This window comes from Flavobacterium sharifuzzamanii (assembly GCF_003254585.1).
GTDB lineage: Bacteria > Bacteroidota > Bacteroidia > Flavobacteriales > Flavobacteriaceae > Flavobacterium > Flavobacterium sharifuzzamanii.
On sequence record NZ_QJGZ01000036.1, the window covers coordinates 16,583 to 29,973 of the forward strand.

Below are 13,391 nucleotides of genomic sequence, written 5' to 3' on the forward strand. Positions count from 1 at the left end.
GATTTTATCCAAACAAAAAGAGAAAATCAAATATAAATATATCAGATTTTCTCTTTTAAATTAAATTATGTACTAATAATTGTGTATTATTTTTTGATGAGGCTAATTATAAATAATAAAACCCATGCACCACCTACGGCAATCAGAATTTGCCACAGAAGGCCTCCGCCACCAATGCCAAGTTTCCCAGCAATCCATCCTCCGATAAATCCGCCTATGATTCCGACAACAATATTACCAATTAAGCCAAAACCAGCGCCTTTCCAGATCTGGCCAGCTAGCCACCCAGAAATGGCTCCTATAAGTAAGAAATATAAAAATTCCATATTTTATTTTTTTTTGATGATATATCGATTTTTTTTCAGCTATTATGCCTCGTCATGATTTTGAAGCAGTGTTTTATAAAGAAAACCTGCCGCTAATGCACCGAGAATAGGAGCGACCCAAAACAGCCAAACCTGAGACAATGGTTCTCCGCCAACAAAAATAGCTTGAGACAATGATCTCGCTGGATTTACAGAAGTATTTGTAATTGGAATGCTGATTAAGTGTATTAAAGTCAGAGCCAAACCGATTGCAATTCCAGCAAATCGGCCATTTGCAAATTTATCAGTTGCTCCTAAAATGACTAGTAAGAAGAATAAAGTAAGCACAAATTCTGCTATAAAAGCAGACTGTAATGAATAGCCATCAGGAGAAAAAGCTCCAAAACCATTAGATGCAAAGGCGCCAGCTTTTGTATTATCTATTACAAAACCTGCTTTTCCAGAAGCTATCGTGTATAAAGTCCCTGCAGCAGCAGCAGCTCCAACACATTGTGCAATGATGTATGGAATAAGATCTTTGGCAGAAAATCTTCCGCCAGCCCATAAACCAAAAGAAACCGCTGGATTAAAATGACCGCCAGAAATATGGCCAACAGCGTATGCCATTGTAAGCACTGTTAAACCAAAAGCCAAAGCGACACCCGCAAATCCAATTCCTAAATCTGGAATTCCAGCAGCAAAAATAGCGCTTCCGCACCCGCCAAAAACAAGCCAATAAGTCCCGAAAAACTCTGCAAATAATTTTTTCATAATAAAATAATTTAATGGTTAATGTTTAGAATGTATATTGGTAAGCCCAATAAATTAAAACAAATTGTAAGGGCAAACGTACAAATAAAATCCATATTGGTAAACCAAAACCTGCTTTTTTATTTTGAAACATGTACAAATTGGCAGGGAAAATAGCAATTAATAAAAGCATAATTCCCCAGGCGGCAAAATGTGATGAAAAAGGCAGGAGTAAAAAGATGCCCAGAATAATCTCGGCGGCACCACTTAAAATATTTATTAATTTGGGGTTTTTAAATGCGGGCGGAATGATTTTTATGTACATTCCCGGATTTCTAAAATGATTTAGCCCAGCAAGAATATATAAGGAAGCCATTAAATATAAATGCCAAGGTAAAATCATGATATTTAGTTGTTTATCACGAAATTAATAAAAAATTAACAATTATTGCATTACAGATGTGTTTTTTTTAATAATGCATATTTAGCGTTAGCTTTTGGGTTTGAAATTTACATTCATAATAATTATAGCAAGGATAATCAATACAATGCCAACCCACTGAGAAAAGATTACTTTTTCATTTAATAAAACATAGGCCATCATTACAGAAACTGGCAGTTCAAGAGCAGAAACAATACTGCCTAAACCGATTCCAGTTAAAGGAAAACCAGCAGTCATTAAAAGTGGTGGAATGATTGTACCAAATAATGATAAAACTATTCCCCATTTTAAGAAGATTTCTAGGTTGAAAGAAGTTACTTGCGTTGCAAAAGCAAACGAAAAAACAATAATAGCACCACCTAAAAGCATATAAAGACTTCTTTGTGCAGATGAAATTTCAGTTGCAACACTGTTTGCAGTAAACATAGTAGTAGTAAAAGAAGCAGCAGCTAGCATTCCCCAAACTAATCCTCTCCAATCTAATTCAATATCATTATTGATTATATTGGTAGCCAAAACAGTCCCGAAAAGAACAATAAATACAGCAATTACTTTTTGTTTTGAAGGCAGTTTTTTTTCTAAAATCATTTCCAGTAAAACCCCCATCCAAACGGTTTGCATCAATAAAACGATTCCGATAGAAACGGGAATATATTTTACAGCCAAATAGTAAAATAGGCTGGTCATTCCTAATGAAGTTCCTGCAAGCATTAAACTGAAAATGTTTTTGCGAGATGCTCTTACAGCAGGTTTATTTTTGTTTTTAATTCGCTGAAAAAGATTGATCAGAAGAATTCCTAGAATTCCATAAATAAATTGTGAGGTTGTGACTTCTGCAGTTGTGTATCCTTCAGAATAAGCCATTTTTACAAAAGTAGCCAACATTCCATAAGTGGTTGCTCCCAAAGCAACAAGAAAAACACCTTTTAATACATTATTTTGCGACGTCATAAATTATCTGTTTTAAAAAAATTAAGCCGGCAAAGGTAAGCTATTTTGTTTAGGATTCTATTGTACTATGTTGAAAATAGTGATTTAATTATAATAGAATTGATTTTTAAAGGCTTAAATTAGGAATTCTTTAAAAAAAGGAAGTGTTGAAAAATAGAAAAGCCATCAAAAAAATCTGATGGCTTTTTATGCTTATAAAGAATAAATATTCTCTTCTCTAATTACTTAGGTTGATTTTGATAAGTTTCAATTTCGAAAATTAAAGTTGCGTTTGGAGGTATTACGCCACCAGCACCTTTTTCACCATAAGCTAAATTTGAAGGAAGGAAGAAAATTGCTTTTTCTCCGTCTGTCATCATATCGAGAGCTTCAAGAAAACCAGGAATCATTCCTTCTTTTTTACCAACTGTGAAAGGGAAAGCTTTGTAACCGCCTTGAGCATCTCTGTTTGCATCATATTTTCCGTATGCTTTTTCTACCTTAGCCATGCTGCTGTCAAATAAGCTTCCGTCTTCAAAGTAACCTGCATAGTGGAAATAGATTGTAGAGCCTTCAGCACTTTTAACGCCAGTACCTTTTTGAGTAACTACATATTTTAATCCAGATGCAGTTGCAGTAGCTTTTGCTTTCATGTCTTTAAAATAAGCCGCTTTTGTAGCCACTATCTTTTTAGCTTCTTCTTTTTGCAATTCCCCTTTTTTCATTTCATCGCTAAAAATTTTTACTGCATCAAATTTCTTGGCAGCTGCTCCTTTGCGTGTAATGGTAATTTTATTCATGATATCATCCTGAACAATTTTATTTACATTGTCCATTCCAGAAACGACATGACCGAAAATTGTATGTTTTCCGTTTAACCAAGGTGTTTCTTTGTGCGTAATGAAAAATTGGCTTCCATTTGTTGCAGGACCAGAATTTGCCATAGCTAAAACTCCTCCTTTTTCAAATTTTAGTTCTCCAACAAATTCATCTTTAAAAGAATATCCAGGATCTCCAGCTCCAGTTCCTTGAGGATCTCCTCCTTGAATCATAAAATCATTAATAACTCTATGGAATTTTAAGCCATCATAAAATGGTTTGCCTTTTAAACGCTCTACTTTTACATAAGGATTTTTACCTTCTGCCAAAGTGATAAAATTAGCAACTGTTACAGGTGCTTTTACATATTCTAAAGAAACCACGATATCTCCTTTTGTAGTAGAGATTGTAGCAAAAATCCCTTCAGCTGGGTTCGCTGTAGCCGCCACTTTGCTTGCAGGTTTTGCCGCTGGTTTAGCAGCAGGCTTTTTCGTTTGAGCCTGAATATTTACGATTGCTAGGCAAAATAAAAACAGAAATTTAAATTTCATTGCTTTTTAATTTTTAAGTCTATAATTCGATTACTGTTTATCTGAAATCTGGATTTCGAAAATAATATTAGCGTTTGGCGGAATTACACCTCCAGCACCAGTTGCTCCATAAGCTAAGTGAGATGGAATAAAAAGAACTGCTTTGTCTCCGTAAGATAATTGCTCAACTCCTTCAATAAAACCAGGAATTAAACCGTCTTTTTTACCAGCTTGAAATTGAATTGGTTGGTAGCCGCCTTGTGCTGCTCTTGCAGGATCATATTTGCCGAATTGTTTTGCAACTTCTTCGATACTAGCGTCAAATAAAGTTCCGTCTTCAAGGAAACCCGCGTAGTGAATGTAAATTGGATTTCCTGCAACAGGTTTTTTACCGCTTCCTTTTTCTGTAATAACATATTCTAAACCGCTAGTAGTTTTAGTTGCTTTTGCTTTTAAAGTAGCATAAAATTCCACTTTTTCTTTTTGAACGCCAGCGTATTTGCTTTGTTCTTTTGCAATGTCAGCAAAATAATCATGGAATACTTTTACAGCATCAAATTTCTTAGCAGCTTCACCATTTCTGATAATTGTTATAGAAACGATATTGTCGCCTTGTATCACTTTGTTTACTACTTCCTGATTTTTTGCGTCTACAACATGACCAAAAATAGTATGTTTACCATCTAACCAAGGAGTTTCAACATGCGTAATGAAAAATTGGCTGCTGTTTGTGCCCGGACCATTATTAGCCATTGCCAGAACACCTGCTTTGTCAAATTTTAAATCTGAAAATTCATCTTTAAATTTATAACCAGTATCTCCAGAACCTGTTCCTAATGGGTCACCGCTCTGAATCATGAAATTTTCAATAACTCTATGGAATTTTAAACCATCAAAGAAAGGTTTGTTTTTAAGATTTTCGTGCGTTACAAACTCGTTTTTACCTTCAGCTAAAGTCACAAAGTTAGCCACAGTTATAGGTGCTTTTTTGTAATTAAGTTCTACAATAATGTGACCTTTGTTTGTCTCGATATCGGCATATAAACCATCTGGCAGATTACTGTGATCGTCCTTACAAGAATAAAATGAGCTTACAGCTATTAGTAATAATAAAATACTCTTTTTCATTTTAAGATATTGTTTTTATTGAGTTAATGTATCTTTTTTAGCCTGTACTGCAGGTTTTGCAACTGCAGGTTTTGGTGCTACGGTTTGTGGCGATTGTGTAGCAGGTTTTGCTGTTTGAGCCGTTGGATCTGGAACAAAATTTCTAAGTGTAACCGTAACGATTAAAGATTCGTTTGGGCCAATTTTTTTGTTGTCTCCATGATATCCGTATGCTATATGCGATGGGAATAAAAACGTTACCGTTTCATTTTTATGCATTCTTTTGATTCCGTCGCGTAACCCCATCATAATGTCTTGTTTGTCTACATAATAGGTTTGAGGGCCAAGATCAGAATCAGAGTAAATGCTATTGCCTTTAATATCTTTTATTTCCATATTAAAGTAAGCAATATCTCCTTTTCTCGGTGCTGTAGTTTCTGCCGCATTTTTTTCTTCATAGCAAAACCAATACCCTTTTGGAGTGGCATAATATTTTACTTTCGGATTGCTTTTGATTATTTTTTTAATGACTTCTTCTTCGTTAGCCACTAACTTTTTATTTCGGTCGGCCGATTTCTTCATGAATGTTCCTGAAGCTCTAGAAATAGGTCTTCGGGCTTCTTCATGATGTTTACAACTGCTTAACAAAACAGTAAAAAGCAAAGTATAAATGCTAAGTTTTAGGTAATTCATGATTTGGGTTATAATTTTAGTTTTTTGACTAAATCTTCAAATTTATTTACTGTTTCTTCCATAGAAGCTTCAGATCTTCCGCCTGCTGCATTGACGTGTCCACCTCCGTTAAAATGGTCTCTTGCAAACTGGTTGACATCAAATCCTCCTTGAGAACGAAAAGAAATCTTAATTATTTTTTCATCTTTGTTTTCAATGAATATTGCTGTAAAAACAATTCCGCGAATGCTTAATCCGTAATTTACAATTCCTTCAGTATCACCTTTTACATAATTAAACGAATCAAGTTCTTCTTGTGTAAGAGTCATGTAAGACGTTTTGTGTTCTTCAAAAATTTTCATGTTTTGAAGTGCACGGCCTAGTAACTGCAAACGGCTAAAAGAACTATTATCGTATAGTAAAACTGGAATTTGAGTGTTTTCAACTCCTAAATCAATCAATTCTGCAATAATTCTATGGGTATTTCCAGTTGTTCCTGGAAAACGGAAAGAACCAGAATCGGTCAGAATTCCAGTATAAATGCAAGTTGCAATGGTTTTATCAATATCTTCTTTTTTGTTTAAAAAGGTAATAAAATTGTAAACCATCTCGCAAGTAGATCCATAAGAAGTATCTGAGTAAGTATATGCGGCGTAATCATGAGGTTTTTCATGATGATCAATCATAATGAATGGAGCCGCAAGTTTTGCAAGAGTATGCTCCATTTCGCCAGTGCGATGGAAAGCATTAAAATCAAGTGTAAAAATAAGCTCGGCTTCTTCTAATATTTTAACGCAGTTTGGAGTATCTTTTTCATAGATTTTTACTGTTTCTGAGCCTGGAAGCCAAGCTAAAAAATCAGGAAAATCATTTGGAGAAATAACAGTTGGCTGATGATTATTTTTGAGTGAAAAATGGTACAAAGCTAGAGTAGAACCCATGGCATCACCATCTGGTCCTCTGTGTGGAATAATTGCGATTTTCTTTGGCGTAGCAAGCAGTAATTGAATCGCTTGAATATCTTGTATTTTCATAGTTTGCGAATTTACATTTTTTTAATGTAATGCTGAAAATAATTTTAGTATTCAAGAGGTAGTGGTCAGTTTTTTTAGTGGTCTGAATTGGCTTTGTTTTTAAATTTAAATTTTTGAGTGAAATTACAACACGGATGACACGGATTCGCTATCGCGAAAACACTGATTGGCGCGGATTTTTTTATTTAAGTTCTACAGGAACGACCTATATAGATTGGAATTTGAGATTTGGAATTTTAAAAATAGGAATTTAACCTCTGGTACAATTTATATTTTGCACCTTTTACAATCTGAGATTTGTAGATTCCGATAGAACCAGAAGAAAAATAAGCAATTGTGCAGGCGATTGCGATAAAAACTCCAGGAGCGATTCCGAACAATTCCATTCCCATGACCGTACAGGCAATAGGAGTGTGGGTTGCGCCAGAAAAGACAGCAACAAATCCGATTCCTGCTAAAAGAGCAATTGGCATCGGAATTACAGTTGATAAGGCACTTCCTAAAGTAGCTCCAACAAAAAATAAAGGTGTTACTTCTCCGCCTTTAAAACCTGCTCCAAGTGTAAATCCTGTAAATAAGATTTTAAGAAGAAAATCGTACCACTGATTTGGGTTCGAAAAGGAATCAACTATAACAGGAACACCCAAACCTGAAAATTTGGTAAATCCTAAACCAGCAATGGCAATAGCCAAAACGACTCCACCAATTACAGGACGAAGCGGGGGATATTTAATATTTTTTGAAAAAAGTGAACCCCAGAAATGAGTACTTCTTGAAAATAGCAAAGCAGCAAATCCAGATAAAATTCCAACAATTAGAGTAAAAATAATATTGTTTAAACTAAGCTCTGGAACAATTGGAATATTGTAATGTGTATGTTTAATTTGCCAGAATTCTACAGAAAAATACGCTGCATAAGCAACTAAAAAAGAAAGCAGAATACTTTTAAAATTAATTTTACTGAAATATAAAACTTCCAAAGCAAAAATAGCTCCCGCAAGAGGAGTTCCAAAAACAGAAGCAAATCCGGCACTGATTCCGAGAATGATTAAAATCTTGCGTTCAGAATTGTCAAGTTTGAAGAATTTTGTAAACTGATCGGCAATTGCACCTCCCATTTGTACCGCAGTTCCTTCTCGTCCTGCAGATCCTCCAAATAAATGAGTCAAAAGCGTTCCTAAAAGTACTAAAGGGGCCATTTTAAACGGAATCACTTTTTTAGGATTTTCGTATTCTTCAAGTAAAAGATTATTTCCTTTTGCAACCGATTCTCCCCAATAATAGTAACTCAACCCTACCAGAAATCCGCCGAAAGGTAAAAGCCAAATAATCCAGTCATGCTGAATTCTAAATTGCGTAACCCATTCTAAAGAAACTAAAAAGAAAGCAGATGCAGAACCTGAAAATATACCTATTAATGCACAGATAAGAATCCATTTTGGAAGAGAAAGCAGGAATTGTTTTGGATTTAAGGAAGTCATTAATGAATTCTAAAAGTTTGCCACGAATTTCGCCAATTTTCACGAATTAAAAGGAAAAAAATATTTTAAATCCATTATCCCGATAGCTATCGGGAGTGGCATAAGAAAAATAATTAGTGGAATTAGCGAAATTTGTGGCGAAAAAAAATATTATACAACAGCAGTAAATTCGATTTCTACCAAATATTCTGGAGCAACCAATTTACTGATTCCGTAAAATCCTGTAGTTGGTTTTACATCTTTAAAGAAAGTCGAGTGTGCTCTTGCCACTTCTTCGAAAGTAGAAACGTCTGTTGTGAAAATTCTTGTTCTAATAACATCTTTCATTCCCACATTTAAATCTTCTAAAACTTTTTCAACTCGTTCCAAAATATTATACGTTTGAGCATAAGCGTCATCAGCTTTTACTTTATCGCCGTCAACAATGGCTACAGTTCCAGAAACTTCAATAATATTGCCAATTCTTACGGCACGGCAATATCCCATTTTGTCTTCCCACGGAGATCCAGTCAAGATGTTTTCTCTTTTCATTTTTTTATAATTTTTGCGAATTTGTCTGTATGGTTTTAAAAGCAAATTCAGGTTAATTAAAGATGCTGCAATTTAAGAATTATGGTTTTGACAGCGATTAAAAAAAGCTTGAAATCAATTCAGAAATCAAGCTTTTTTGTGATATTAATAGTTATTCGGCTTCTTTTTCTTCGTACAGTCGAAGCTTGTTTTGTACCGTATTTAAATTTTGCTGTAAGGTTTCAATCTTATTCAATAAATGTGCAATAGCATCAATTCCTTCCAGATTTATTTTGAGGTCATAATGCATTCTGATCATTTTTTCAACCGTTGGAAGCTGTTCTGGTTCTAAATACTCGTCATTTTCTTCCGTTATGATATGGATAAGTCCATAGTTATTAAGTTCGGTTATGAAAGTGTTTTCAATTTCGTGATAAATACAAAACTGTTTGATCTGGATTAAATTTTTATTTTTCATGACTTTCTTAGTTTTGCTAATTCTTCAAATAACTCTTTTTCTTTGTCCGACAGTTTTGTTGGAAGTTTTATGGTGTACGTAATGTATAAATCGCCAAACTGATTTTCTTTTTTATATACGGGAAAGCCTTTTCCTTTCAGTTTTACTTTTGTTCCTGGCTGAGTTTCTGCAGGCACTTTGATTTTTACTTTTCCGTCAAAAGTATTGATGTAAGTTTCTCCACCTAAAATTGCAGTGTACAAATCAATTGGAGCATCAGCATATAAATTATTGCCTTCGCGTTTAAAATCTGAATTATTAGAAATTATAAATGTGATATACAAATCTCCGTTTGGTCCGCCGTTTACTCCAGGTCCTCCATGATTCGGAATTTTAATAATCTGCCCGTTTTCTACACCAGCAGGAATCGTAATTCGGATATTTTTTCCGTTAACAGTTAAATTTTGTTTATGTGTTGTATAAGCAGCTTTAAGGTCTAATTCCAGTTCGGCATTAAAATCCTGTCCTCTATATTTAGCCTGCGATCTGTTTCTGCCTCCGCTTTGGCTATACATCGAATTGAAAAAATCTGAAAAATCACTGCCTGAAAAATCTCCTCCTCCTCCAAAACCAGAGAAATCGCCTTCAGAATATTGATACCCGCCTTGCTGTCTGCTTTGCTGCTGATTTGGATCGTAACCTGCTTTTTCAAATTCGTCAGCGTGTTTCCAGTCTTTTCCGTATTTATCGTATTTCTTTCGATTTTCTGGATTGCTTAAAACTTCGTTGGCTTCATTTATTTCCTTGAATTTTTTTTCGGCTTCTTTATCATTCGGATTCAAATCGGGATGATATTTTCTTGCCAGTTTTCGATATGCTTTTTTGATGTCTGCTTCTGTAGCAGATTTGGTAACATCTAATACTTTGTAATAATCGATATAATCCATTTTCTTTAGATTTTAAATGGTAAAATAAAGTCTTGAAGTTAAGAATAAGTTGTTAATAATCAAAATGCTGAATGTTTTTGTATTATTGGATTTTGGAATTTTTAAAATTTTAGATTTGAAATTTATTTTTTACAAAGTAAAAAATCTTGGCAGGTTTTTTGATTCCAAAAATTAGCTTAATTTAATGTTATAAAACTCCTAAAGTTGTAGCAAGTAAGTAAATTATACTATTTTTGTGAAGCTGGACTTTTGTTTTATATTAATTATAAAAGGCGATTCGATAATACTTTTTCAATGAAGCACATTTTATTTTTCATATTATTTCTTACTGCCATGTCTGTATCAGCTCAAATTGAGTCTAATACAAAATTCAAAGCTATTCCAGGGGCAAAGTTTACTGCAAAGCCTAAAAAGACTCCGATTCCTGAAGTCAAAGATCCATTGGCAGAATTTAATGATATGCCAGCGATTAAAACTCCAAATGTTTTTGAAAATACAACAATAACTCCAAAATCAAAATTTCAGATTGGAGAAGAGAAAAGTAAGTTTACCATGTCTACAGAAACCGATTTTGCCAATCCAGGCGATCGATATGTAGCTAAGATGGAGAAAGATTTAGATAAATCTTTAAAAGATGCTGGTTTAAGAGAAGGCCGAGGTGTTTTGGTAAAGAGAAATATTTCTTTAGGAGATTTTAAAACCAAATCAGAATATTTTATTGTCAAATTCCGTGATTTTGGAGCAATTGACGGTGATTTGGTAAAAGTTTCTTCAAATGATTATGTAATTCGTGATAGAATTTTATTGGATTCTAATTTTCAGCAAGTGAAAATTAATCTTGCTCCAGGCTTTAATAAGTTAGATTTTGAAGCTCTAAATATAGGTTCGCTAGGAGGAAATACAGCAGAAATACAAGTTTACGACGATAAAGGCAATCTAGTAACAAATGATTATTGGGATAATCTTGCTGCAGGATTTAAGGCTTCTATTGTTGTGACTAAGGAATAGTACTTTTAGCACTAGGTTCAAAGTAACAAAGGTTCAAAGGTTCAAAGTTTTTACGCTTCGTTTACCTTTGAACCTTTGTCGCTTTGAGCCTTTGAACCTCAAAAATTAGAATGGATCCGCAGTCACTTTAAATTTCATTTCTGCTTTTACCGTTACATCTTGCGTTAAGGTTTCTTTTAAAGTTACTTTGGTTCTTATCTTGTAACTATCTGCTTTAATGTATTCATCTAATCTTTTATCTGTACAAATCAAATCGATTGAATTGCTTGATACATTAATATTGTCTGCATACGCTAATTCGATTTCTTCCGAATTTGCTGTTGAGATATATAAATGAACCGATTTTAAAAACGTAAAAGTTTTATCAGATGGATCTGTAATGGATAATTTCAATGATCTGATTTTAACATCTTTTATCAAACTAGCTTTTGTTTTATTGTTTTCAAACTCAGCCGAAGAATTGGTTGTAACCTCTGGAGTGATTATTTCCGAAGGCAGATTGATTGGAGAAGTGCTTTGAATTTTAATCGAAGTGTTATTCGAAATGGTAAAAGTCAATAAATCATCGACCGTATTACAAGAAGATAAAAAAGCCGACACAAAAACAGTTAGTGCAATAATTTTTGATTTCATAGTTAAATTTAAAATTGGTTTTTTCGTTAAATACGATTTTTTGAGTTGTTTGGATTTCTTTTTTGAGGTTCAAAGTTACAAAGGTTCAAAGGGACAAAGAAAAAAAACTTTGAACCTTTGCTACTCAGAACCTTTGAACCTAAAAATCGGAACGTTGAAAAAAAATATTTATTTTTTCAACGTTCTGATTTTTGAATTTCGAATATAAAAAGTACTTTTGCGCATGCAACACAACGTACTTATTTTAGATTTCGGATCGCAATATACTCAGCTTATTGCGCGTAGAGTTCGCGAATTAAATATATTCTGCGAAATTTTTCCTTACAATCACATTCCAAGTGATTTATCAAGTTATAAAGCCGTAATTTTAGGAGGAAGCCCTTTCTCTGTTAGAGGAGAAGATGCACCACATCCTGATTTATCGCAAATTAGAGGTAAAATGCCTTTACTTGCTGTTTGTTACGGAGCACAATATTTAGCACACTTTAGTGGTGGAGAAGTTGCTGCTTCAAACACGAGAGAATACGGAAGAGCAAACTTGTCTTATATTAAAGAAGGTGAAACTTTCTTTGAAGGAGTTTCAGAAAACAGCCAAGTTTGGATGAGCCATAGCGATAGTATTAAAGCGCTTCCAACAAATGCTGTAAAGCTTGCAAGCACGCATGATGTAGAATATGCAGCTTACAAAATTGAAGGCGAAACTACTTATGCAATTCAATACCACCCAGAAGTTTACCATTCAACAGATGGAAAACAGATGTTGGAAAACTTCTTAGTAAAAATTGCTGAAGTTCCTCAAAACTTTACTCCAAATGCTTTCGTTGACGAAATGGTAGCAGAATTAAAAGAGAAATTAGGAAACGATAAAGTGGTTCTTGGTTTATCTGGAGGAGTAGATTCTACAGTAGCAGCAGTTTTATTAAATAAAGCAATCGGACAAAACTTATACTGTATCTTCGTTAATAACGGTTTACTTCGTAAAAACGAATTCCAAAATGTATTAGATCAATACAAAGGAATGGGATTGAACGTAAAAGGTGTAGATGCTGGAGATCGTTTCCTTGGCGAATTAGCAGGAATTAGTGATCCAGAAACAAAACGTAAAACAATCGGTCGTGTATTTATTGAAGTTTTTGATGATGAATCACACTTATTAGAAGACGTAAAATGGTTAGCACAAGGAACTATTTACCCAGACGTTATTGAATCTGTTTCGGTAAAAGGACCATCTGCAACTATTAAATCACACCACAACGTTGGTGGATTGCCAGATTATATGAAATTAAAAATTGTAGAACCGCTTAGAATGCTTTTCAAAGATGAAGTGAGAAGAGTAGGAGCTACATTAGGAATAGATCCTGAATTATTAGGAAGACACCCTTTCCCAGGACCAGGTTTATCAATTAGAATTTTAGGAGATATTACTCCAGAGAAAGTTAGAATTTTACAAGATGTAGATTCTGTATTTATTGAAGGATTAAAATCTTGGGGATTATACGATAAAGTTTGGCAGGCTGGAGCAATTTTGCTTCCTGTAAACAGTGTAGGTGTTATGGGTGACGAGCGTACTTACGAAAAAGTAGTAGCGCTTAGAGCTGTAGAATCAACAGATGGTATGACTGCTGACTGGGTTCATTTACCTTACGATTTCTTGATGAAAGTATCTAATGACATCATCAATAAAGTAAAAGGCGTGAATCGTGTAGTTTACGATATTAGTTCAAAACCACCTGCAACAATTGAGTGGGAATAGTAGTATAATTTAA

At 34.1% G+C, this 13,391-nt stretch carries 15 protein-coding genes; 2 read left to right on the plus strand and 13 right to left on the minus strand.

Annotation, left to right across the window (positions count from 1 at the left end):
• Positions 1-86: 86 nt before the first annotated feature.
• From DMA14_RS06730 to DMA14_RS06785, 12 genes are all read right to left on the minus strand, one after another.
• Positions 87-326: a GlsB/YeaQ/YmgE family stress response membrane protein gene (locus DMA14_RS06730; protein ID WP_111366928.1), complete on the minus strand. Its 240-nt coding sequence runs from the start codon at positions 324-326 to the stop codon at positions 87-89.
• Positions 327-368: 42 nt separating this feature from the next.
• On the minus strand, positions 369-1,076 hold the full coding sequence (gene aqpZ / locus DMA14_RS06735) for an aquaporin Z (RefSeq protein WP_111424007.1): 708 nt from the start codon (positions 1,074-1,076) through the stop codon (positions 369-371).
• A 25-nt stretch (positions 1,077-1,101) separates the two neighbouring features.
• Positions 1,102-1,458, minus strand: coding sequence for a DoxX family protein (locus DMA14_RS06740; protein WP_111424008.1), 357 nt, complete (start codon positions 1,456-1,458; stop codon positions 1,102-1,104).
• An 87-nt stretch (positions 1,459-1,545) separates the two neighbouring features.
• Positions 1,546-2,448, minus strand: a complete 903-nt coding sequence (locus DMA14_RS06745) for an EamA family transporter (protein ID WP_111424009.1) — start codon at positions 2,446-2,448, stop codon at positions 1,546-1,548.
• A 221-nt stretch (positions 2,449-2,669) separates the two neighbouring features.
• Positions 2,670-3,797 carry a peptidylprolyl isomerase gene (locus tag DMA14_RS06750; RefSeq protein ID WP_111424010.1) on the minus strand — a complete coding sequence of 376 codons (1,128 nt, stop codon included), beginning with the start codon at positions 3,795-3,797 and terminating at the stop codon, positions 2,670-2,672.
• 30 nt (positions 3,798-3,827) lie between these two features.
• Complete coding sequence (locus DMA14_RS06755) at positions 3,828-4,904, minus strand: peptidylprolyl isomerase (protein ID WP_111424011.1); 1,077 nt, start codon at positions 4,902-4,904, stop codon at positions 3,828-3,830.
• A gap of 15 nt (positions 4,905-4,919) precedes the next feature.
• The gene (gene gldI / locus DMA14_RS06760) at positions 4,920-5,576 is read right to left on the minus strand and encodes a gliding motility-associated peptidyl-prolyl isomerase GldI (protein ID WP_111424012.1); all 657 of its coding nucleotides are present in this window, start codon (positions 5,574-5,576) and stop codon (positions 4,920-4,922) included.
• 8 nt (positions 5,577-5,584) lie between these two features.
• Positions 5,585-6,589 (minus strand): DHH family phosphoesterase, encoded by a 1,005-nt coding sequence (locus DMA14_RS06765; protein ID WP_111424013.1) that lies wholly within the window; start codon positions 6,587-6,589, stop codon positions 5,585-5,587.
• Positions 6,590-6,825: 236 nt separating this feature from the next.
• Positions 6,826-8,070, minus strand: a complete 1,245-nt coding sequence (locus tag DMA14_RS06770; RefSeq protein WP_111424014.1) for a voltage-gated chloride channel family protein — start codon at positions 8,068-8,070, stop codon at positions 6,826-6,828.
• Positions 8,071-8,220: 150 nt separating this feature from the next.
• The gene (locus DMA14_RS06775; protein WP_111424015.1) at positions 8,221-8,601 is read right to left on the minus strand and encodes a RidA family protein; all 381 of its coding nucleotides are present in this window, start codon (positions 8,599-8,601) and stop codon (positions 8,221-8,223) included.
• Between the two features lie 151 nt (positions 8,602-8,752).
• Positions 8,753-9,058: a chaperone modulator CbpM gene (locus DMA14_RS06780; RefSeq protein WP_111424016.1), complete on the minus strand. Its 306-nt coding sequence runs from the start codon at positions 9,056-9,058 to the stop codon at positions 8,753-8,755.
• Complete coding sequence (locus DMA14_RS06785; protein WP_111424017.1) at positions 9,055-9,984, minus strand: DnaJ C-terminal domain-containing protein; 930 nt, start codon at positions 9,982-9,984, stop codon at positions 9,055-9,057. Before DMA14_RS06785 ends, DMA14_RS06780 begins: the two co-directional genes overlap by 4 nt.
• A gap of 294 nt (positions 9,985-10,278) precedes the next feature.
• Here DMA14_RS06785 and DMA14_RS06790 point away from each other — a divergent pair, with 294 nt between their 5' ends.
• Positions 10,279-10,992 carry a hypothetical protein gene (locus DMA14_RS06790; RefSeq protein WP_111424018.1) on the plus strand — a complete coding sequence of 238 codons (714 nt, stop codon included), beginning with the start codon at positions 10,279-10,281 and terminating at the stop codon, positions 10,990-10,992.
• 105 nt (positions 10,993-11,097) lie between these two features.
• Here the strand turns inward: DMA14_RS06790 and DMA14_RS06795 are convergent, their stop codons facing one another.
• Positions 11,098-11,625 carry a hypothetical protein gene (locus DMA14_RS06795; protein WP_111424019.1) on the minus strand — a complete coding sequence of 176 codons (528 nt, stop codon included), beginning with the start codon at positions 11,623-11,625 and terminating at the stop codon, positions 11,098-11,100.
• A 223-nt stretch (positions 11,626-11,848) separates the two neighbouring features.
• On the opposite strand from DMA14_RS06795, the gene guaA reads away from it, so the two are divergent.
• Positions 11,849-13,378 carry a glutamine-hydrolyzing GMP synthase gene (gene guaA, locus DMA14_RS06800; protein ID WP_026729125.1) on the plus strand — a complete coding sequence of 510 codons (1,530 nt, stop codon included), beginning with the start codon at positions 11,849-11,851 and terminating at the stop codon, positions 13,376-13,378.
• Positions 13,379-13,391 lie beyond the last annotated feature (13 nt).